22 protein-coding genes are annotated in these 22,028 nt (G+C 55.2%); 12 read left to right on the forward strand and 10 right to left on the reverse strand.

Annotated features, from left to right (window positions below):
• Nucleotides 1-6: 6 nt before the first annotated feature.
• The 6 genes from LA5095_RS23580 (at nt 7) to LA5095_RS23615 (ending at nt 4,998) form a co-directional block, all read left to right on the forward strand.
• Complete coding sequence (locus tag LA5095_RS23580) at nt 7-1,173, forward strand: glutathionylspermidine synthase family protein (protein ID WP_055119454.1); 1,167 nt, start codon at nt 7-9, stop codon at nt 1,171-1,173.
• 347 nt (nt 1,174-1,520) lie between these two features.
• Nucleotides 1,521-1,988, forward strand: a complete 468-nt coding sequence (locus tag LA5095_RS23585; RefSeq protein ID WP_029064315.1) for a hypothetical protein — start codon at nt 1,521-1,523, stop codon at nt 1,986-1,988.
• A 98-nt stretch (nt 1,989-2,086) separates the two neighbouring features.
• Complete coding sequence (locus LA5095_RS23590; RefSeq protein WP_144436119.1) at nt 2,087-2,434, forward strand: hypothetical protein; 348 nt, start codon at nt 2,087-2,089, stop codon at nt 2,432-2,434.
• A 528-nt stretch (nt 2,435-2,962) separates the two neighbouring features.
• Nucleotides 2,963-3,682, forward strand: coding sequence for a carbonic anhydrase (locus LA5095_RS23600; RefSeq protein WP_082442546.1), 720 nt, complete (start codon nt 2,963-2,965; stop codon nt 3,680-3,682).
• Nucleotides 3,683-3,885: 203 nt separating this feature from the next.
• Entirely contained in the window at nt 3,886-4,107 is a 222-nt protein-coding gene (locus LA5095_RS23610) for a dodecin (RefSeq protein ID WP_055119462.1), read from the forward strand.
• 66 nt (nt 4,108-4,173) lie between these two features.
• Complete coding sequence (locus LA5095_RS23615; RefSeq protein ID WP_055119464.1) at nt 4,174-4,998, forward strand: sulfurtransferase; 825 nt, start codon at nt 4,174-4,176, stop codon at nt 4,996-4,998.
• Between the two features lie 114 nt (nt 4,999-5,112).
• Here the strand turns inward: LA5095_RS23615 and LA5095_RS23620 are convergent, their stop codons facing one another.
• The 3 genes from LA5095_RS23620 to LA5095_RS23630 form a co-directional block, all read right to left on the reverse strand.
• Nucleotides 5,113-5,334 carry a hypothetical protein gene (locus tag LA5095_RS23620; RefSeq protein WP_196898545.1) on the reverse strand — a complete coding sequence of 74 codons (222 nt, stop codon included), beginning with the start codon at nt 5,332-5,334 and terminating at the stop codon, nt 5,113-5,115.
• A gap of 113 nt (nt 5,335-5,447) precedes the next feature.
• Entirely contained in the window at nt 5,448-5,657 is a 210-nt protein-coding gene (locus LA5095_RS23625) for a cold-shock protein (protein WP_029064322.1), read from the reverse strand.
• Between the two features lie 240 nt (nt 5,658-5,897).
• Complete coding sequence (locus tag LA5095_RS23630; RefSeq protein ID WP_055119469.1) at nt 5,898-6,245, reverse strand: winged helix-turn-helix transcriptional regulator; 348 nt, start codon at nt 6,243-6,245, stop codon at nt 5,898-5,900.
• A 76-nt stretch (nt 6,246-6,321) separates the two neighbouring features.
• Here LA5095_RS23630 and LA5095_RS23635 point away from each other — a divergent pair, with 76 nt between their 5' ends.
• A complete protein-coding gene (locus LA5095_RS23635) occupies nt 6,322-7,215 on the forward strand; it encodes a DMT family transporter (protein ID WP_208992838.1) in 894 nt (297 codons plus the stop codon).
• Between the two features lie 97 nt (nt 7,216-7,312).
• On the opposite strand, the gene LA5095_RS23640 is transcribed toward LA5095_RS23635, so the two are convergent.
• Nucleotides 7,313-8,698 (reverse strand): endonuclease/exonuclease/phosphatase family protein, encoded by a 1,386-nt coding sequence (locus tag LA5095_RS23640; protein WP_055119471.1) that lies wholly within the window; start codon nt 8,696-8,698, stop codon nt 7,313-7,315.
• Between the two features lie 287 nt (nt 8,699-8,985).
• Between LA5095_RS23640 and LA5095_RS23645 the strand changes: the two genes are divergently transcribed.
• A complete protein-coding gene (locus tag LA5095_RS23645; RefSeq protein ID WP_055119804.1) occupies nt 8,986-9,552 on the forward strand; it encodes a hemerythrin domain-containing protein in 567 nt (188 codons plus the stop codon).
• Between the two features lie 69 nt (nt 9,553-9,621).
• Here the strand turns inward: LA5095_RS23645 and LA5095_RS23650 are convergent, their stop codons facing one another.
• Entirely contained in the window at nt 9,622-10,362 is a 741-nt protein-coding gene (locus LA5095_RS23650; protein WP_055119473.1) for a helix-turn-helix transcriptional regulator, read from the reverse strand.
• Between the two features lie 98 nt (nt 10,363-10,460).
• Between LA5095_RS23650 and LA5095_RS32155 the strand changes: the two genes are divergently transcribed.
• A complete protein-coding gene (locus LA5095_RS32155; RefSeq protein ID WP_199485848.1) occupies nt 10,461-10,862 on the forward strand; it encodes a GFA family protein in 402 nt (133 codons plus the stop codon).
• Between the two features lie 163 nt (nt 10,863-11,025).
• Nucleotides 11,026-11,886: a DMT family transporter gene (locus tag LA5095_RS23660; protein ID WP_082442548.1), complete on the forward strand. Its 861-nt coding sequence runs from the start codon at nt 11,026-11,028 to the stop codon at nt 11,884-11,886.
• A 25-nt stretch (nt 11,887-11,911) separates the two neighbouring features.
• Here LA5095_RS23660 and LA5095_RS23665 read toward each other — a convergent pair whose 3' ends face one another.
• The 5 genes from LA5095_RS23665 to LA5095_RS23685 all read right to left on the reverse strand — a co-directional run bounded on the left by LA5095_RS23665 (nt 11,912) and on the right by LA5095_RS23685 (nt 19,843).
• Nucleotides 11,912-14,896 (reverse strand): EAL domain-containing protein, encoded by a 2,985-nt coding sequence (locus LA5095_RS23665; protein ID WP_055119477.1) that lies wholly within the window; start codon nt 14,894-14,896, stop codon nt 11,912-11,914.
• A gap of 379 nt (nt 14,897-15,275) precedes the next feature.
• On the reverse strand, nt 15,276-17,858 hold the full coding sequence (locus tag LA5095_RS23670; RefSeq protein ID WP_082442549.1) for a caspase family protein: 2,583 nt from the start codon (nt 17,856-17,858) through the stop codon (nt 15,276-15,278).
• A gap of 224 nt (nt 17,859-18,082) precedes the next feature.
• Nucleotides 18,083-18,385 carry a GNAT family N-acetyltransferase gene (locus tag LA5095_RS23675; RefSeq protein WP_055119481.1) on the reverse strand — a complete coding sequence of 101 codons (303 nt, stop codon included), beginning with the start codon at nt 18,383-18,385 and terminating at the stop codon, nt 18,083-18,085.
• A gap of 129 nt (nt 18,386-18,514) precedes the next feature.
• Entirely contained in the window at nt 18,515-18,712 is a 198-nt protein-coding gene (locus LA5095_RS23680) for a hypothetical protein (protein WP_144436121.1), read from the reverse strand.
• A 108-nt stretch (nt 18,713-18,820) separates the two neighbouring features.
• Nucleotides 18,821-19,843, reverse strand: coding sequence for a LacI family DNA-binding transcriptional regulator (locus LA5095_RS23685; RefSeq protein ID WP_055119484.1), 1,023 nt, complete (start codon nt 19,841-19,843; stop codon nt 18,821-18,823).
• Between the two features lie 203 nt (nt 19,844-20,046).
• Between LA5095_RS23685 and LA5095_RS23690 the strand changes: the two genes are divergently transcribed.
• Complete coding sequence (locus LA5095_RS23690) at nt 20,047-21,069, forward strand: Gfo/Idh/MocA family oxidoreductase (protein WP_055119486.1); 1,023 nt, start codon at nt 20,047-20,049, stop codon at nt 21,067-21,069.
• Nucleotides 21,066-22,025 carry a sugar phosphate isomerase/epimerase family protein gene (locus LA5095_RS23695; protein ID WP_055119488.1) on the forward strand — a complete coding sequence of 320 codons (960 nt, stop codon included), beginning with the start codon at nt 21,066-21,068 and terminating at the stop codon, nt 22,023-22,025. The genes LA5095_RS23690 and LA5095_RS23695 overlap by 4 nt, the downstream gene beginning before the upstream one ends.
• Nucleotides 22,026-22,028: the final 3 nt, after the last annotated feature.

The following is a 22,028-nucleotide window of genomic DNA, read 5'->3' on the forward strand; positions in this document are numbered from 1 at the left end:
CATCACATGAGACGGATATCAATTCCGGAAAGACCTGGTTGGAAAGAAAAGGCTGAACGGCTCGGGTTCGGCTTTCACACCATGTATGGTGCTCCATATTGGGACGAAAGCCGGGCATACGTGCTCTCTCTTTCTGAAATTGAGGAAGATCTGGAAGATCCGTCCCAGGATCTTTACCGCATGTGCCTGGATCTCGTGGACCGTGTCGTCCGTGATGAAGAACTCCTGACAAAGATTGCCATCCCGAAAGAGTATCACGGCTGGATCAAAGCCTCCTGGGAAGCCTCGGAACCTTCGCTCTACGGAAGGTTTGACTTTTTCTATGACGGTAGTGGCCCGGCGAAGCTGCTGGAGTTCAATGCCGATACACCGACAGCGCTTTATGAAACCGGTTTTTTCCAGTGGATGTGGCTGGAAGACCAGATTTCTGCCGGCGAGCTGCCGACTGAAGCCGACCAGTTCAATTCGGTACAGGAAAGGCTCATTGAGCGGTTTGCGGCCATGTTTGCTCCCGGCTATCACATTCATTTTGCGTCGACCAGGGATCAGGATGAAGACCGGGCAACCGTTCGCTATCTGGAAGATTGTGCTCGTCAGGCTGGTTTGAATCCACACTTTGTCGCCGTCGAGGAAATAGGCGTTGACGCCGATGGACGGTTTGCGGACAACGATGACCACGTTATTGAGGCGCTGTTCAAACTCTACCCGTACGAGGATATGTTCCGCGAGGAATACGGACCATATTTGCCGGGTGCACCCGTACAGCTGATAGAACCACCCTGGAAAGCTGTCCTTTCGAACAAAGCGATTCTGCCGTTGCTATGGGAAATGTTTCCCGGTCATCCAAATCTTTTGCCAGCCTGTTTCGAAGAGGTGGCCGACAAGACGATACTGGACATGCCGCACGTTCGAAAACCCTTTTACAGCCGGGAAGGCGCTAACATCACGATACGTGGTGTGGACGACGCCGAATTGTCGACCCCGGGGCATTACGGTGAAGAAGGGCATATACTGCAGGCCTACCAGGAGCCGCCGAAGTTTGGCGAGGACTATGTCATGATCGGTTCCTGGATCGTAGGAGGTCTCGCATCAGGCATCTGCATCCGTGAGGATCGTCATCCGATTACTCAGGATCTCTCCCGCTTTGTCCCGCATGTTATACTTGAGGACTGAAGAAGAATGCGGGAAAGTGCAATTTCAGCAATGGTGGGCGGAGCTAACAACAACTCGCCAGTTGTCCATCCCTCGCATACTGTTTTCAATAAACCGTGCCTAAAAATTTTCTGCTGAACTTTTCCGAGTTCAGTTCAGATGGCGTCAAATCTGATTTTATAAGAAAAAATTCAGTTACCATTTCTTCGTTTAAGTAAGAAGTGGAGAAAAATAAAATCTATCTAAGTTGTTATCAAAAAAAGAAAAGCATGAATGAGAATTGTGTGCAAAACATCACAGTTTAGCACTCAATTCGAGTTTATACTGGGAGGCGTGTTGTGTGAGCGATCATTTGAGAAGGAAGCAAAATGATTATCAGTGCCGCCGACCAAACCAGATATCCAAGGTTCACGCGGTATGTCCGCAGAAGTTTACCCTCCATTGCCAACATCGCATCGATGCGGCGCGCATTCCGCAGGTATGCGCAAATGAACAGCACAACCTTGCGCCGTGCACTGGCATGGGGAAATCAGCCGACACTCAACATCACTGCAATCGCGTCTCCAGCGGGATCATTCATCAACGGTGAATTCACACCGAATAGCAGCTCGAACGAAATCCGTTTGAACGAGATCCTGGTGACTGCCTATGAAAACGGCACACCGGCTCACTTGGCATTTACCAGAAATGCGGCCGGCCAGCGCATGCCGCGCGTCGGCGTTACCATTCTGCATGAGCTGGTGCACTGGGGCGATGACCAGGACGGGGTCGATTATCCGGGCGAAGAGGGAGAGCTCTTCGAACAGGCGGTTTATGGACGGAACACGGAAGGATGAGACCCGCGTCGCGCTTTGTATCGAGGTGCCTCGTTGCCGGTATGTCCATCTGGGCGTCCATCGTGACCGAAATGCCTTCCGCAAAAGGAGACTCTGTTGTGACGAACCAATCCAAAGCACTCCAGGTCGTTATTGGCGATCCGAGAGTTCAGGCTTTCATGCATCCTGAAATCGACGAAAGATTTCCGTTGCAGGTCAATCTGCCGGAAGGCGTTGGCGTCGAGGCGTTTGCCGGGATCGACCTCGGTGTTCCATCTGTTTTCCTGAAACGCGGAACGGCACCCGATCCTGCAAGGGCCAATCTGATCGTTTCGATGCTGGAGCTTGATAACGCCGATGGAACCGTCAAATTCAGTCTGCCGATCGAGGGACTTGTCGGTTCGGCGCAAATGCGCCTTGAGAACGGCTCCTGGGTCGTGAAATCCATGCAACTGGTCGAGCAATAGGCCTCAGGCCAAATTGAAACAGATCCGGGCACGGCATCGGGACGCAACTGCGGCCCTGAAACCGTTCAACATTCGGCGCCTTTATGCCGGGCCTCTGGCGCGCGGTTCCATCCGGATTTGCGACTGCACGAATGCAGGTGTTTTGACAACCGCGACGATCGACGAACGAACCAGGTCAAGGCTCTGTTGAAGTGTCAATTCACTGGAGCCTTCGACGCTTGCTGATTGATAGATAAAACACGCCTAGATTAAGCAAGTTTAATTTTGTTTTTTGCCGCCGGGAACCATTTCTTCAACGGACGCAAATTCCACGACTTGAGATCCCTGGCCGAGAAGTGGCTCTTGTGCCAGCCTTCGCAACAATTTCTAAATTCGTACACCTTTATGGTTGTGCCTGCGAGAAACGTCACGAGCGTGACTGCTCGGTCGCGTCGCTTCTTCTTCAGGCCACCCATCCGGACAGGCCATTGAGGCAATTGAGTGCCAGGCGGCGATAACTTTTCGCCGCGATTCGAAAGGAAAACTTCTATGTGCAAGAGCAGTGCAGAAGGCGGCATCAGCCGCAGGGGTATGTTTGCGGCTGGTATTGCGGGCGCCGGGGCGTTGTTATCACCGGCAGCTCTTGCGCAGGTGACCGAAACCGCAACAGGCACCACGCCACCGGCAACACCCCGCGAAGCGTTGCAGCGGCTCAAGGAAGGCAACGCCCGTTATGTCGCCAATGCTCCGGTAAACACCGATCATTCTGTCGACCGAGCCAAACGCTCGGCAGGTCAAAAACCTTTTGCCGCAGTTGTTGCATGTTCCGACTCTCGCGTCGCCCCGGAGATCATTTTCGATCAGGGACTGGGCGACATCTTCGTTGTTCGCGTTGCGGGAAATTTCATCAACGATGACGGCCTGGCCAGTCTGGAATTCGGTGCAGCTGTCCTCGGTGTCCAGGTCATCGTCGTCCTTGGGCATTCCTCGTGCGGTGCAGTCGATGCGACGATCAGATCCGTAGAGGACAGGGAACTTCCAATGGGTCACCTGCCCAACCTGGTCGATGCCATTCGCCCGGCTGTTTACGACGTCATGCCTGAAAAACCGGTGGATCTTCTGTCAGCGGCCATCAGGCAGAATGCCAGGCTGAATGCCGAAAAAGCAGCGGCGTCGGAGCCTGTTCTGGCTGGCTTGCATGGTTCCGGCAAACTGACGTCCGTTGCCGGTGTTTATAACATCACCACCGGAAAGGTGGATTTCCTTTAGGATTTCTCCGTTGGCCGAATTTCGGTCAGGCAATACCGGCCAAATTTCCTGCGGTTTCGAATTGCCGGATTGCTGCTCTCTTTGCCAAACATCCACGTGGTGCAGCCCCTTGCCTGACAAGCGTCTCGGCATGTGTCACGATCAGATGGCAGCGCCGCTTCTGCGCGCTGGTGCAGCATTTTGGACGTTTCAGGGAGGAAAGCATGGACCACGTCTATCCGGTAACCGAAGTATACGGCTCATCGCCCGAGTCGATCGATCAGGCGGTGCGCAATGCCATAAGCGCTGCCAGCACAAGCATTCGCAATCTTGAGTGGTTCGAAGTCACGGAAATTCGCGGTCACGTGAACAGCGACGGGTCTGTCGGCCATTTCCAGGTCGGCGTCAAACTCGGCTTCAGACTGGATCGAAAGGATTCCGACTGACACCGGGTTCTGTGCCATTGTCGACCAGCCAATCCAAATTGTTGGAACACTGCTGAGTAGCTTGTGATGACGTCCTTGGTCGACACGGAATGGATTGCGCGGAACCTGTCCGACCCGAGGGTCTGCCTGATTGAAATCAATTGGGATGGACGACGCGATTATCAAGCAGGTCATATACCAGGGGCACTTGGGTGGAATTGGAAGACGGCACTTTGGGATCCGTTCGAACGTGAATTCCCCTCAAACGCCAAATTCGCGGCGCGTCTCGGTGCGGCTGGAATATCGGCGCAATCCATCGTGGTGTTCTATGGTGCGCCGGTCCAGTTCGGAACGTATGCCTGGTGGGTATTCAAGTTGCTTGGACACGCCGACGTCAGGATGCTTGACGGGGGCAAGGTCAAGTGGTGCGCGGAAGGTCGGCCACTCACACAAGATGAGCCGAACACAACATCCGCACGGTATCATGGGGCGGCGAGGTCTGGACACATGCGGGCAGGTCGCGATGATGTGCTGGCAGCGATCGGTAGTGCGGGTTCAGTGATCCTCGATCACAGGTCGATGGAGGAATTTTCCGGTGAACGGGTCGGGCTGCCCGGCAAGCCCGACGTGGGCGCGGAACGTTACGGGCGTATTCCGGGGGCAAAACACTTGCCCTTTGACAGCTTGCTCAACAAGGATACCTCCTTCAGGTGTGATGCGGAGATACGAGAGATGGTTGGCAAGCACGTCGGATCGCCTGACACGCCCGTCATATCCTACTGCCGTCTGGCACATCGGGCCACTCTTGCGAGCTTCACGATGACCGAGTTGCTGGGATTTGAAAATGTTCGTGTCTACGACGGTTCCTGGACGGAATGGGGCAGCATGGTCGGAATGCCGATCGAAAGATAGAATCCCATACTGATCCGGTAAATACCGGCGTCCTGATTGCCACCGCTGTCGATTGGGCTGGCTCATGCACCAGGCGCGAAGACGACGGATGAAAAGGACCCGTTCAGGTGGATCTTACTTGCTGCCGCTGGTGTCAGGCGTCTTGCGGCGGCTTTTTACGATCGGCTGTTCCTGCTGGCTTTCCTCCTGGGCGAGCCGTGCCGCCCTGAGCTTTGCGGTCTTGGCTTCTCGCCGTTCGGTCGCTGCTCGCGTTAATTCCTGCGAGACGCGTTTGGTTGTCTCCGCCTTGCTTTCGGCGGATTCCCTTTTCGGTCGCATGGCATCGTCGGAAGGCATGATTGCTCCTTTATCGGCGGCAAAAACCAGAAAGGCCGGGAAATTTCCCGGCCTTTCCAAACATCTTCGCATCCCTGCGGCCACGCGTGTGGATCAGGGATCGAGGCGCGAAATCAGACTTCCTGAAGATTGTCCGCGGCAGATTTGCCCGAGCGGCGATCCTGAACAACTTCGAAGCTGATCTTCTGGCCTTCAACGAGAGACTGGATGCCTGCACGCTCAACAGCAGAGATATGGACGAAAACGTCAGAAGAGCCGTCTTCCGGCTGGATGAAGCCGAAGCCTTTGGTCGCATTGAAGAATTTTACGGTACCGATGGTCATTACGATTTCCTTTCAATCGGTCGTGGGTTATGCGCAAAGCACAAATTGCACGATGCAGCGGTTAGGTCGACGTTGATAGGGAAGATCGTTCAGGTCGCAGAGAACTGCGCAGTCACAAAGTCCAACAAGCAAAATCGATTGCACGTGCGTATACGAAAACAGTGTTCAGAACAAGGCGGATTGAAAAATTTTCAGACCTTCGTGAATTGGGTTTCGCGAGGAGTGATGCTTCGATGCCCCTTATTGCAGCTTTTCAACCCAGCCCGCCGCCCAGTCACCGAGCGGCTCCAACCTCTCAAAAAGCTGCTGCCCGTCCTCCGTCAGAGCGTACCCTTTCTCGGCGTTGTAGATCAGGCCCGCGGCACGAAGCTCCTTCAGGCGTGTGTTCAGAACGCTTGGGGAAGCGGATCCACACCTGTCCTGCAGGTCGCGGAACGTACGATTTCCATCGCTGAGATTCCACAGGATGCCCATGGACCAGCGTCGTCCTATCAGGTCGAAGAGCACCATGATCGGTTGCCCCGATTTTGAACCGCGTACAGGGGTTCCGGGTCTGGGGATCTTGAGGTCGGTCTTTGTTTCGGTCATGCCGTCTCCGGTTTTCCTTGCTACGAAAAGAGTAGCAATGTATGCTACGAATATAGTAGCAGGATGGAGCGAAGTATTGAAAGAAAAAGCAAGTCCCGCCGACATCATTCTCTGGATTGTCCTCGCCGCCCTGTGGAGTTCCTCCTACACGGCGATCAAGGTTGGCGTTCAATCCTTCGATCCTGTCATTCTCGTCGCCGGGCGACTGTCGATCGGCGCGTTTGTCCTTTATGCAATCCTGAAGATGAACAGGATGCCATTGTCGCGGCAACCGGAAGACTGGAAGCACTATGCCGTCAGCGGCCTGATGGGCAGTGCCATTCCGTTTCTGCTGATTTCCTATGGGGAGCAGACTGTCGACAGTGCCCTGGCTTCCATCCTCATGGGTATCGCCCCGGTGACGACGGTTTTCATGGCATCGATCGTGTTTGCCGACGAACATCTGACGCGCCGAATTGTCCTTGGCCTGGTATGCGGGGTCGCCGGTATCATTCTTCTTGTCGGGCCGGGCGCGCTGACTGACCTTGGCGGAGACCTTCCGGCACAATTGTCGATCCTCGCAGCAGCGCTTTGTTACGGCGTGACAACAATCTACGTCAGGCGATTTGTGAAACGCCCGCCATTGGAAATGGCAACAGGCTCCACGATTGTTGCTGCAGGTGCAATGATCGGCATGATGGTACTTTCGGGGGCAAACCCGACGGATATCGAGTTGACCGCTACAGCGGTGGGGGCAGTCATTTATCTCGGGTTGTTTTCGACGGCACTTGCGACGCTGATCTATTTCCAGCTCGTGCCGCGTCTCGGCGCGACGCGGATGTCACAGGTCAACTTCGCAGTTCCCGTCGGCGGCGCGCTGATCGGCGCAACTGTTCTTTCCGAAACGATCATGACGCACCAGCTTGCAGCTCTCGGCGCAATCCTCATCGCGATCTTCCTCGTGACCAGGAAACCTCGTCGTGGCGGTTGAACGGACGTCAGGTTTTCGCAGGATGTTCACGGCAATAGCCGCCGCAACAAGACCGTCTGGTAGCTGACCGACTGACATCTTTCGGCAACCGGCTTTCTCAATCCGTGGGCTCGGTGGCTTCGCAGACATCGATATAAGCATCGGAAAAATCGCTGACCAGTTCGACCCACATCGGTAGATGGTCGCTCATCTTGTAGGTTCGCCAGGTTTTGTACGAGCCCTCGGTGCGTTCCGGTTGATAAATATCGCGCTCGTCCAGGCGGTAGACATGTTCAAAGAAATCGAAGACGTTCGCATCCAGCACTTCAACGCGCGCGTAGCCGCGATTGCGCCGCGGCTCCCAAAAGGCGATCTGATCGTAGGCTTTGGACTTGTCGACATTCGACCCCGGAATCGCGCGAATTTTCTCGGGGACGACAAATCCGTTTTGCTCCAGGGCCTCCATTGTTTGGTGCTGCGGGCTGATAATGTTGAAGTCGCCGAGAACAGCCGTGATCACGGAATTGTCGGGGTTCTTTTTCAATTCCTTCGAAGCCCTGTCGCCGAGAGATTCGGTGAGCTGCAGAATTTCACGTTTGCGCTGCGCGAGAAGTCTCTCGTCTTCATTGTCGCCGAAGTAGATATGCACGGTGGCAAGGTCGATCTTCAGCCAGCCTGCCTGGAAACTGACGATATAGGGTGTCCGGGCGAATTGCTTGAAACTCTGGTCCAGTGCCTCGCCGGGAAAGCGTAACCTGAAGTCCTTGCCCTCGACCCTGCCTTGCGGAACTCTGACATTCACCTGACCGCGTGTTCCCGGCGGTCTTGTCACCTCCGTGCCGCGCGTAACTGCCAGGGCGCTCCCGTCGGGCAGCACCAGCGACGTTCCATCGGGCAGCGGGATCTCGACGTCCTGAGCAAGCTTGATCGACCCGCTGCTCTTCTTGTCGGATCTTGCATCATAAACGCCGGAAAGATCCGTCCCTGCCGGCATTTGAAGCGCAATGCCGTTTTCCAGCCGGATGCGTTCTCCGAAACTGGCAAGCACCTTTTCGCCTTCAGGCAACGTCAATTCGCCGGCAATGTTACGGAAATGGACCCTGTTCTTGTTGTAGGCGAAGACCATGCGCTCACCATTGCCGGCACCGCCATCGGTCACATCGGTGGCAATGTAGCTCCAGTCCGGCCCCAGAATGTCCAGCAGGTACAAAAACTCCTTCATGTTGTCGCGCACTTCCTGAATGGCGGCAATGTCGAAGTTCGAGATGATCTCTGCCATGTAGTAAAGCGGCTCATAGCTGTCGCGGCCGCTATATTTGGTGTTGCCGAACTCGCGGATGTTCCACGTGCCGATACGCAGTGTTTTTGTCCGGTCGGTGCCTGCGGGGAAGTGATCGGCCAAGGCATCTCGCAGACGTCGAATTCCTCGGATCGTGCGCTTGCGCTGCTCTTCCTTTTCCGACCCTCTCGGATGACTTTTCTTCAGGTGGCTGTAGAACGGCATGTCAGACCCCCAATTCGCTTTGAAATGCAATTACGCCAATGACGCACGAAACGCGGTGCTCACGTATTCAAACCGATGATGATCACTTTCGTGAACTGAACCACTGCCCGGTCAGGCAAAACCAATTGATGTTGCGACCGGTCGAAAACCAATTTGTTGTATTGTGCGTCCCGCATGTGAATATTGGCAAGAACCTCCGCCAACCGTCTGACGCATAACGGCATTGCAGTTCGCCAGCTGGAATTGTCCGGCCTCCGTTCCGATATAGCTGCGGAAAGGAGATGGCGATGACACAGGAATTCGACATCCGAACGCAAGACATGCCCGCGACCATGCGTGTCCTTCTGGACGAATATCCCCGCGACAGCTGGGAAGCGCATCCGGGCTTCAGGGAAAAAACCCGACACTGGCTCGGAGCACATGAGATGTTCCGGCGGCTTGGCGAACTCGTACGCCGGGAAACGGAACTCTATCTGGAGAAATCCCGTGCATCCGACGATTTTGCCGGGCGCCTTTCCTACTATGGCAACGCACTTGTCGCAAACCTGCACGGCCACCATACCTGGGAAGACAAGAATTATTTCCCGGAGCTTTCGGCCGCCGACCCCAGGTTCGACAGGGGCCTTGAGATCCTTGAAAAGGACCATCAGGAACTTGATCACGTACTGGACAGCTTCACGAGAACGGCCAACCGCGCGATCAAGCTGATCCATCTGGATGAAAACCAGGCCCACGAGGAAACTGGCCGGCTTCATGGTCTGGCCGGGACAATAGAAACTTTTCTCGACCGGCACCTTGCCGACGAGGAGGAACTGGCTGTCCCGATCATCCTGCATCACCGGTTGCGGGGATAGGCCACGGAGACAGCTGTCCGCTGCATGTGACGAAGCGTCATGTGCGGCGGATAGCATGTTGTTTTGAGTTCAATCTTCTTCGGATGGCGGGTGAAATGCTCCCTCAAGTTCTGAAGTTGAAAAATTCTGACGTTCTTTAGCCATTGCCACATGCCATTCGGCACGCAGCAGATCCAGTCGTCTTGGCACGCTTTCTTCGAGTATTTTCGCGCGTTTTATCCGTTCCGTCCGGAAATACCTAAAACCTTCCCGCAATTCACACCAGGCAGCGATGATCCGGCCCTGATCCCGGTATCCGAGCAGAAGCGGCCAGATGATCCGGTCGGTTATCTCGCCCCTGTCGTCTCCGTACTCCAGCCGGATTTTCTTTTGTCGCCGGATGGCCGCTCTGATTTCTGAGGAACATAGTATTTCCTCAGGCGGATCAACTGGCGCAACACCGGTTGCAGGACGTGCAAAGAAACTGTGCAGGTCGCCCGGCGCGATCGCCTCGATCTTTGCAACGAGACTTTCCGCGGCTCGCTGCATGTCAGGTTCACCGCGTGTCCGCACCCATTGCGCTCCAAGGACTGCTGCTTCTATCTCGTCCTGGGTCAGCATCAGCGGCGGCATGTGAAATCCGGCCTCCAGAACATATCCGACGCCCGCCTCTCCCCGGATCGGTACCCGCTGCGCAATGAGCGCTGCAACGTCGCGGTAGACCGTTCGTTTGCAGACCTCCAGTTCCGACGCAATTGCAGAGGCAGAGATCGGTTGCCGCGCCCGCCGCAAGATCTCGATCAGTTCGAACAGCCGGTCGCCGCGCCTCATATACCCTCGCAAAAATACTGCTGACACTATGCTGACAACACGCTGTCAGCATAGTGTCGCTAAATGATCTGCAACGCCACCCCGCTGGAGAACAGGTCATGAAATTGTCAGGTAGTTGTTGTTGCGGTTCGGTCCGTTTCACCATTGAGGGAATGCCCGCGATGATGGGAACGTGTCATTGTTCCCGCTGCCGGAAACTGGGTGCAACACCCTTCGTATTCGTCAGTCGGGAGCAATTCGAACTGATAAGCGGCGAGGCGGACATTCAATGCTTGATGCCCGATGCGCCATTCACCTATGTCCGGTCCTTTTGCCGCCGGTGCGGGACCTCTCTGGGAGAACCGCTTTCTGCCGAAACGTCCTTTCCGATCAACGCGCATTGTCTGGATGACGACCTTATCGTTCGTAACGCCTTTCATGAGTTTGTTTCGGAAAAACCCGCCTGGTATGAAATCTGTGATGGTGCAAGACAATTCCCGGGGCATCCCGAGAAGTCCTGAGCGAACGCTGAAGGTCACTTCTTGCAAGTTGCCATGGACGAAAACCGTTTGCGCGGATAACACTGCGTGACGGCCCATTGATCGGACCGGTCAATGGAGACGCGAGATCACAACCACATCAAGCACACGACAATCGGGCCCTGGGCCGGGGCATGCCGATACCATGCGCGGTATCGCGCTGATGGCGACCGGCATGTTCATGTTTTCCGCCGTTGATACAATGGCGAAGTTTCTCACTGACACGATCCATCCGTTTCAGATCGTTTGGTGCCGCCAGTTGGGTTTGTTGATTGGGGTGTTTATTCTTGTCGGCCTGAGAGGCCGGTCCGTCCTTGTCTCAGCCAATCCGAAACTGCAGATTGGGCGCGGCGCGCTTGCGGCTGTTTCCGCGACCCTCTTCATTATCGGAGTTAAGTTCGTTCCGCTCGCCGATGCGGTGGCCATAACATTTGTTGCGCCTTTCATGGTGACCGTGTTGGGCGCACTGGTTCTGCGCGAGCCGGTCGGCATTCGCAGGTGGACGGCGGTCATTATCGGTTTTGTCGGTACCCTGATTGTGATCCGCCCCGGCCTCGGTGTCCTGCATCCCGCCGCAGGCCTGCTGGTGATCGCCGCCTCCGCATTCGCACTCCGACAGATCCTGTCGCGCATTCTTGCCGGAGGAGACGGTGCGGCGACGACAGTCGCCTACACGGCCATCGTATCCTGCGCGCTGCTGACTGTGCCAATGCTGTTCGTCTGGGAGACGCCGGACACGGGCCTTGAAATCGCCCTGTTGGTCGCGATGGCTGTCCTGGCAGCCTTTGGGGAAACCCTGGTCATCATGGCCCTCGATGCCGCCCAGGCCGTCGTTGTCGCTCCCCTGCAGTATTCGCTTTTGATCTGGGGCACGATCTACGGCTATCTCGTCTTCGGTCAGCTTCCCGATGCATGGACCTGGCTCGGAGCACTGGTCATTGTCGCGACGGGAATTTATACCTTAAACCGAGAACGGTTGGCCTTGAGGCGAGCTGGCAAGGTGTGATGCAGGAAATTGCCAATAAACGAATTCAGGTTGTTCGCGAAGATGCCTTTGCCTGGTGTTCGTCCCGAACGCTCGCCACGGAGCTGCGTTGAAGTTCCAGAAACCTGATCAAATCAGGAAACGCCATGGGCTTTGCGAAATGGAAGCCTTGCAGTCGATCACATCCCAGCTTGGCGAGGATCTCGGCCTGCTCTCGCGTTTCAACGCCTTCGGCCGTGACACCCATTTCAAGTGCATGACCAATCTCGATGATCGATCGGAGCAATCGAAGACCACCACTGCCCTCTGCGACGAGTGAAACAAGGCGGCGGTCGATCTTCAGCCGCTCCGGGTTGATCCGCTGCAACGCGACAACCGACGCCCGCCCGCTTCCAAAGTCGTCTACCTCGATACCGATCCCCAGGTCTCGCAGCTGATTGAGCCGGAAAAGGAATTCGTCATCCTGTTCCTCCAGGAAAATCGTTTCAAGAAGCTCGAAACTGATTTGGCCTGAATATGCCTGGACCTGCCGGCGGATCGCGTCGATTTCACCGTCATTGACCCGGTTTTCGCTGACATTGAAGGACAGCGACAGCGGATGAGGCATCGCGCCGAATGCATGCTCGCATTCTGCGATCGCCTTTTCAAAAATGATCCGATCTATATCGGCAGCGACATTCAGGTCCGTTGCAACCGACAAAAAGGCCGCCGGTGCCAAAACACCCTTGTCAGGATGACGCCATCGTGCCAGCGCTTCAATGCCGACAACCTGTCCGGTCACCGCATTTACCTGCGGCTGATAAAACGGTTCGAAATCACCGTTTTCAATGGCAAGAAGCAGATCATCTGCCACTTCCTTGGTGTGCTGCAAATCTTCAAGGTCCGATCGATCGAAAATTCCGAGCTGACCGCGACCACGCCGCTTTGCCTTGTAGAGTGCAACGTCGGAATTTGTCAGCAGTTGGTCGACTTCGGCGAGCGGTGTACGTGCCAAGCCGATTGACGCGCCCACACGGCACACCTTGTCTTTGATACGCATGGGGCGTGACAGTGTCGCGATCAGAATGTTTGCAAGTTTCTCCGGCCGGTCTCCGTCACCCGAAACACTCAGCAGGACAACAAATTCATCTCCTCCGATGCGCGCGACTATGTCTTCGGGGGCGGCTTGATCGCGAATGCGCATCGAAATGTCCAGAAGCACCTCGTCTCCCGCCAGGTGGCCCATCGTGTCATTGATCTGCTTGAACCGGTCGAGGTCGATGTGAAGAGCTGCGATTTCTCCTCCGTCGACACTTCGTTTTCTGACCATCTCATCGAATTTCAAAGAAAGAAACCGACGGTTGCCAAGACCGGTCAGGTCGTCATGCAATGCCTTGTAGGTAATTTCCTGGTTCGCGGTCTCCAGTTTTCGGGAATATTCCTCCACGGCACGGCGCTGTCGAACAAGTTCTGTTGTGTCGATACGTAAGATGACCAGATCGCCGTTTTCCACGCGCGACCGCAGAATTCTGTGATGAACATCTCCGGGAAGCTCGAGGTCCTGCATCGGTTTGCTGACATCAACGCTTTGGTGCTCGTTGGACATCCACTCTTCTTCGCGGCCCATCGCGTTGGCAATTTTTCCGGCGCGTATTGCAATACGGGCAACATGGGTGCGGTGCATTCCAACTTCCAGATCATCCGGATTGTTGGCCATCGACATGCGGTAGGCGTCATTGCAGACGACAAGGCAGTCGTCGGCGTCATATATGACGAATGGTGCCGGATATGCATTCAGGGCTGCAATCAGCCTTGCCTGCGTGGCTTCGGCCGCCCGTTTCTGACGCACGAGCTCCGTGGAGTTCAACCGGATCACGACGTAGTCGCCATTGGACGAACGGGATCTGAGCAGGCGATGATGGATATCTCCGTCCAGTTCAACATCCTGCCAGTCACGGTCCAGCGCATCGGCCGCCATTATGCCCCTTACCCAGGCGTCCTCCTGTCCGATGGCATCAGGGTAACGCCCGTGGCGAATGGCCGTGTGAAGCACTTCCTTCAGATGCATCCCCTCGAAAAGATCAGCGGGATCATCCGTCATTGAAGCCGCATAACCGTCGTTCCAGCAGACCAGGTTCAGGTCCTTGTCATAGATCACGATCGGGTCCGGATAGGCATTCAGCGCTGCCACGAGGCGGGCATGAACGCGGTCGGCAGCCATTCTTTGGCGAACGATTTCGGTGGTATCGAAGCGCATGACGAGCAAATCGCCGTTGTGTGCCCGGCTGCGCACAATACGCTGGTGAACGTTCCTGTCAATTTCCACATCCGAAGCTGGTACTGCTTCCGACAGGTCAGCAAGTTGTTGGTTCAGCCAGTCCTCTTCCTGGCCCCGGGCTGCTGGAAACTTCCCGTTTTTGAGACCGATCCTCAAAAGTTCCTCGACAGTCAATCCGCTTCCGATTTCGTTCGGACGGTCCGTCAGCGAGGCCGCGAACGCCTTGTTCCAAAAGCAAAGGCGCATGTCCTTGTCATAAACCGCCACCGGTTCGGAATAGTCATCTATCGCTGATAGCAAGCGGTTTGCGGATGCTTCGGTTTCGCCGGACGGGTAACTTGCTTTTTCGGTTGAAGCGACAGTTCCCACGGTGCCTGTCTTGGTCACTTTCGACTGTTCGTTGTCGGCAAGACTGCGGTAGGTTGCACAGACAAGCAGCCCTCCCGCGTCCGGGTTCGGAAGGAGGATGATCGAAACACTCGTGCGGACCGGCGTGCCGTCAAAGTGCACAAAACTGATCTTTTTCAGAAAAGCCTGTCGATGGACGATTGTATCGGGATTGAAGCTCGCGCCGGGTGGAAGCAGGGTTTCACCATCGTGAAAGCTGTCCATTGTCCGCCCGAGAATGTCTTTCGAGCTGTAGCCAAAGAGCTCAGTGAATGCCTCGTTTACATGGACAAGACACGCGGATTTTGTGCCGGGCGCGAGATGCCCGATGGCAATGGCGTCGCCGGTTAACTCAATGAAGTTTTTTGTAAGTACCGAGAAATCCATTTTGCCTCGCAACCGTGTATTCGATTGTAAAGCGAACATGTTAGATAAACATAAACAATCATCATTACGATGGTGAAAGCGTATATAGACTTTCAGTGAGATAAGTAATTATTACAATATGATCTCGATCAAGCGAGTTCGCAATTCGGGTTCTGGTAAAAAAATTTGGTTCATTTGCAATCATAGCGCGGTTTGAGCGAAAATACTCAACCAGCCGCAGTCGCGTTTCGTCGGGCAGGTGCTGTCGAGTTAGGCTGGTCATTGCCGTCGCTGCCGGACCCGGTTTGCGAAGAGTTCCCGTTTCACCCAGTCGATAATCGCGCCATGTCGATGCGAAGAACCCGAAGGCTCCCGAGCTGGGTGTGCCCGCAAAACGGGTTCAACCTCCCGCGTCGAAAATCCGGTTCACAGCTGTCAGGGTCTGTCTGCCGAAGGCTCCGTCAATCGCCCCGCTGTAGAACCCGGCGTTGAGCAATCGCTCCTGAAACGTTTTGCGAAAGTCCGAAGGCCAGGCTTGCGCATTGTCGGACAACTCGTTCAATGCCCGCTCAGAACCGGAACGAAGCGACATTTCCATCCAGAACGCAGCTATTTCATAGCTTTGTTCTTTGTACCGGGAGCCTGCGTAATATTCCGCAAGATTGTACATCGCGAGCGGAAAGCCTTCATCGGCGCTCTTTTGAAACCATTCGCGTGCCTTGACAAAATCCGGAGGCACACCTTCACCTTCACGATGCATGACGCCGATGTTGTTCATCGCCGCGCGGTTTCCAAGTGATGCGGCTTTTTGATACCAGTCCATTTCTTCTTTGGGGTCCGGATCTGTCCCCTTGCCCTCGTAGATCATGAGACCGATATTGACCATTGCCGCGCTGTTGCCCTGTTCGGCGGCCTTCCGGTACCAGTCCAGAGCCTTGGCATAGTCGCGCTGTGTCCCGGTCCCGCTCTCGTAGAGATCGGCGGCGTTATACATTCCCTCCTCATTGCCGTCAGCTGCCGACTTCAGGAACCAGGACAGTGCCTCTGCGGGATCTTCTTTCACGCCAATACCGTCCCTGTAGAGGATCCCGATATTGTTGAGGCCATAGGAATTGCCGAGGTTCGCGGCTTTTTCGTACCAGATGAATGCCTGGGCGTTGTCCTGCGGAACGCCGGTTCCGTTCTCGTAAAGAATGCCGATGTCGACCATGGCATCCGTGCTGCCGTTGTCGGCAGCCAACCGGTACCATTTCAGTGCTTCCGCGGGGTTTGGCGGTATTCCTTCGCCGGACACATAAAGATCGGCGAGGTTTCTCATCGCCTTGGGAAAGTTCAGGTTTGCGGCCCGGGTGAACCATTTGGCCGCTTCTTCGGCATCTTGCGCCACGCCCTGTCCATCACGGTACATGACGCCTATGTTGTTGATTGCTGCCCTGTTGCCGAGATTTGCGGACTTGCGATACCAGTCGAACTCGTCAGCGCGCGTCATGTCCTCGGCCTGACCCCGGTCGTGCATCAATCCGAGCTCGACCATGGCATCACTATGACCGAGGGCCGCCGCCTGCGTGAACAGCTCTCTTGCCCTCACAAGATCCTTCACCGTTCCTTCGCCATTGAGGTACATCAGGCCCAGGTTGTTCATCGAGGCCGCCGATCCGGCCGCCGCCGCGCTGGCATAGAGATCAATAGCCTCCGCATCGCGATCCAGGTAGTCGAGTGCTCTGGCCTGCTGAAACAGGAACCGGGGTTTGTCCGGATGATCGGCAACGGCTTGCGAACATGCCTCTGCGGCTTCCGGGCCGTCGATATCGCCAAAATAGACACCAGCCACGCCGGCAGGGCGCATCGGGTCGTCGGGTGACGCGGCAAGGTGATCGCACATCGTGATTTCTTCAGTCAGTTCTGCTTGTGACAGGCCTGCATCCTCGTTGCCAACGCATTGTTCGAACAGCTTGACAAAATCATGGTAGCCGCGGGTCGCTGCAGTGGTCTCCAGTCCGAATTCACGCGTTGCTTCCAGGAAACATGATTCTTCTTCCGGGTTTCGGATTGCAATCGCAGACGGAGAAGAAATATCGGCAACATTGGTCTTTGTGGAAACACGGTCTTCCTGAACAACCGGTTGTGACTGAGCGACAGCAGGTTTTTGCCGCTGGTTCAGCTTAAACTCTCCGATCAGCTGATCATAATAGGCCGGTGTTTGTTTGTGGCGGACCTGGGAGGCTTCTTCGCGAACGACGGTCCTCAGCCGGAGCATCATGTCCCGAATGCCGAGTTGAGGTTCGTCCAGCAGTCTCAGGAAATGCCGGGTGAACAAGCCATTGGGATTGGCGTCGCCGGGACCGAGGTTATCCAGCGCAAGTTGATTGGCACCGGCGGAATAAATCACGAACAGGCCGTCTGGGGGCGTGCCCAGATCTCCCATTCCACGCGCTGCTCCCAGGCTGCGCGTTCCGTTTGACTGGAAGGGATTTTCGCGGCAGGAATCAAGAATAACGAGGGACACGTTTGCGCCACTTGCCTCAAGATCCAGCAACAGGGTGGTCAGGTTTATGGCCCGGTGCCGCAGTTTCCTTTCTCCGTCCACGCTCAGCGCAGGCACGTCGACTGGAAGAAGGTAGTTGGATCCCTGGACCTCCAATCCGTGACCGGCATAGAAAACGACAACTTCGGAGCCGTCCTCAATCCGACTCAGGAAATTGTCGATCAGTTCGGACAGGCCAAAGATATCCAGATCCAGCCCGAGGTGAACGGTAAATCCCAACCCCCTGAGTTTTTCGCCGACAGATGTGGCATCGTTGATCGGGTTGTCGAGATCGGTAACGTACTCGTAGTCATTGTTGCCGATGACGAGCGCAATACGCGAGAGGTTCCCTTCCACGGGCTCCGGTCTCAGCACTTCAGTCGTTCCACCCAGCACCGAGGAAAGCTGTGTGAGCAGCAGAAGCACAGCAACAGGAATGGCAATACAGTGTCTTAGCATTTCAAATGATTGCCCGTTTCGCGATATTAATTTTTTGAACTGAACTGCCTTGCAGGTGCGTTCGTTTTGATTTTTTCTTGTTTTCCCTTTGGTTAGGTCGATCCTAATATTGCTGCTCGGTCAATAGCGGTCAACATGCATCTTTGTGCATTTCATTCAACTTTACGAGCTTGACGGGTGGTCGAATCCTGCCAGTCGAAGGAGGAGGTTTTTGCAACAGTCCGCTATTCGGCGCTGTCCCGCACGGGCAGAACCATGTGCAAATGCGTTCCCACACCGTGTCGGTCCGCCAGTTCCGAAATCCGTGTCTCGACTGCAACATGCATTCCCATCCGTATGTAAAATTGCACCGCATCGTTGTCAGCCGCCACGTCGAGGCAAATGCGGTCGCAGTGCGCTTCCTTCGCCTTTGATGTCGCAACATCGAGCAATTGTCGACCGATTCCGAGACGGCGGGCTTTGGACGATACTTCAAGATCAAACACGAAATAGGACCCTTCGAGCCCGTGCGGAAAAAGCTCAGCCATCAGGTCAAATGCATGGTTCAGATGCTTGCGAAACTCCGCACCTTCATTCCGGCCCTGCCGTTCGCGTGTGTGGATGAAATGTTCGTCGAATTCTTCCAGTGTGTGCGATGCCAGGACACCCAGAATTTCTTAAATTCGAACGGCAAGGGTCATCTGCTTGTGGCACACGATACCTTTGCTCTCCGGCCAGTTGCTGGCAAAGACGCGGCGCCAGCGGTTCCTGGTGCCGAAGAGAAATGTCATCAGCGGTTTGTCGACGGTCCAGATGAGATCGGCGATCGGCCCAGGCGGGTGTTCGGCTTGTGCATCGGCTATGCAAACGCTCATTCTGGCGACCTCCCGCGAGTTTTCTTCACCTTGCACCGGGTTTATAGGAACCGGTGTTTTCATGTCTGCCGCCCGCCATGAGATGTGAGCAGAACTGATCTGTTCGAGCTAGAGACTGCAATTGTATCTTGTGTGAACAAGGATCTGTGTCGGCCGGACGTCCGTATCGACACCTTCGTGAAATGTCTTGATCCAGTGAGCCGCAGCCTGAACCTCTGCTTCGAAGTCGTGTGAAATCACGTAGTCCATAATTCCTGACACGAGCAGTTGCTGAGAATTGACGGTCAGTTCGTGACCGACAAAAATGGTTGTTTCCGCACCCGCTGCCACTTCGAGCGCCTGTGCAACACCGCGGTTCGCACCGGCAACATTGTAAATGGCAGGTGGCAACCCGTGTGCTTCGAAATGTTGCAATAGCTGAGAACAGGTTGTCTCGGGTGCATCGTCGGCGATTACCCTTTCGTCGATACGCAGGTGAGGATAGGTCGATCTCAAGACGCGCCGAAAACCCATCTCCCGTTCTTGCTGACATCGGAAAGCGACACTCATCACGATGAGGATCATTTGCCGCGTTTTCGTCAGCGACTGACCGATCAATTGGGCCGCGACACTTCCGGCGGCGTATTGATCGTTTCCGACATAGGCACTTCGTCGTGAACTCGGAAGATCCGTGGTGAGGCAGACAACGGGTACTCCATCCCGGCAGACTGTCCGAACCGCGTGATTGATTGCCGGATGCTCCCTGGCAATCAGGACAAGGCCATCGCTGTTTTTGCCGGCATCGATAATGCTGCCTGCCAGACTTTGAGGGTCGGACTGGTTGGTTTCGGCAAATATGCCGGACACTGAAACACCAGGCTGGGATCGATTGGTAACGTTTACTGCATCGCTGACCGCACTGTTGAAGGTCTTTCCGGACTCGCACAGAAGCGTAATGTTTAGATCGCCGGATGAACTGGCGGAGTGCTGAAGCTTGAAAAGCGCCGCTTGAACGCGCGCGCGGGTTTCATTCCGGACACCCGCCCGTCCATTCAAAACCCTGTCTACAGTAGCAACTCCCAAACCGGAAAGATCGGCAATCTCCTTGATCGTCGGTCCTTTCCAGTTATGAGCCGATTTGGTTCGTGTCATCACTGTTCACCATTTTCTGATGTGAAATACATCAGAACAAATTCTCAAATCCAATCTTTTGCCGAAATCGAGCGAAAATTCCAATCAATGATGGATTTCACATCAATATTCATCGTTCAACACGCTTTAAAACCGGGTTTTCCACTCACATACTGACCGAAACAAAACGGGAGGACGTCACCTGTTGAGGTGGCGAAGAACAAGTGTCGGTTCGAGTCGCCTTGATTGGGGCCGGAGTGATGGGGGCGGATCATGCCAGCATCATTTCAGGTGATGTGCCCGGAGCAACGCTTCATGTCGTTTGCGACGCCTCGAAAGACACGGCAATTCGCATCGCGGACGCGTATTCGGCCAAGGACGTCAGCACGGACCCTCTAGACACGATCAGGCGCAAAGATGTCGATGCGGTGCTGATCGCCAGCCCCGACCCCACGCATGCGGAGCTGACACTTGCATCCCTTCATCAGCGCAAGCCCGTGCTTTGCGAAAAACCACTGGCACAGACTGTGGATGAGGCTCTGATGGTTCTCGAGGCTGAATGCGCACTTGGTCAACAGCTGGTGCATGTCGGCTTTATGCGCCGTTTCGATCCATCATATGTCGAAATGAAGTCGGCAATGCATGCGGGCCGGATCGGGACTGCAGTCATGATGCACAACTTTCATCGAAACGTTGCCGCACCGCCAAATTTCAGTGGACTGATGGCGGTTACAAATTCCGCGCCGCATGAGTTCGACATCATCAGATATGTTCTGGGCACGAATGTTGCGGCGATTTCGGCCTTTGAACCGGCGCTTGACACAGACAGCGTCTGCAAGCCGGTTGTCATGATCATCGAAACAACATGCGGTCAGCTCGTTACCGTCGAGGTAAACAACAATGCAGGCTACGGTTATGACGTCAGGTGCGAGCTCGTAGGCACCGAGGGCTCCGTATCGCTTCAGACCCAATTCCAGACACGCATCGACCAGGACCTGTCGGCCGGAACGGTTTACGCCGCAGATTGGCGCCCTCGATTTCGCGAGGCCTATCGGCTGCAGAACAAGGCCTGGATTGCCTCGGTCAGTTCCAGTCGGCCTGTGGCCCAGGCTGCCGATGCCTGGGATGGCTATTGCGCAACCGTGATTGCAGAGGCCGGAGCAAGTGCTCTCACTTCAGGCAACAAGGCCGCAGTCAAGCTGGTCGAGCGGCCGGCACTGTACGCCAAAACGGGAGACGCGGCATGAAGCTCGGCTTTGTATCGGACAGCCTGGGCGGGTTGGGCTTCCAGGAGCTTCTCGATACGGCGGTTCGCCTTGGCGCGGAAGGTGTTGAAATAAACACAGGCGGCTGGTCAACAGCTCCTCATTTTGACCTGGATGCCATGAAATCCAGCACAGACGCCCGCAAGGCCTTTCGCAGGGCGTTTGACGACCGGGGGCTGGAAATCATCTGTCTTAATGCAAATGGCAATCCCTTGCATCCGGTGGACACGTCACAGGCCGAGTGCCTGAAGGATACGATCCGAATAGCTGGCGACCTGGGTATAACAACCATATGCGCCATGTCGGGATTGCCGGCGGGAGCACCGGACGACACGACGCCCAACTGGATCGTTTCCAGTTGGCCGCCTGAAACCCGAACCATCCTTGATTATCAGTGGAACGATGTTCTCATTCCATTCTGGGGTGAGATCGTTGACCTGGCTAAAGTGCATGGTGTGCGGCGTATCGCCCTTGAACTGCACGGCAACCAGTGTGTCTTCAATGTTTCCTCTGCTGAAAAACTGCGCGAAGCGGTCGGGCCCGTTATCGGGGTCAACCTCGATCCTTCGCATCTTTTCTGGATGGGTGCCGATCCGCTCGTCGCGGCGGAAGCACTCAGGGACGCGATTTATCACGTGCATGCGAAAGACACGATGTTGAACCCGCAGGTACAGGCCACAAGGAGCCTCCTTGAAAACGGCAGCCTTACGGATATCGTCTCCCGTAGCTGGAGTTACATAACGCTGGGATTTGGTCACGGGGAAGAGTGGTGGCGACAGTTTTGCTATCGATTGAGAATGGCAAAATATGATGGCTGGCTGAGTATTGAGCACGAAGATGTCTTGCTAAACTCTGAGGAAGGGCTTGTTAAATCGATTGAAATGCTCCGTAATGTCTTGCCTGTTGCGCCGTCCGACTATGTGCCGCAGGCAATTTGAGGG

It is taken from the genome of Roseibium album (genome assembly GCF_001404515.1).
In the GTDB taxonomy this organism is placed as follows: domain Bacteria; phylum Pseudomonadota; class Alphaproteobacteria; order Rhizobiales; family Stappiaceae; genus Roseibium; species Roseibium album.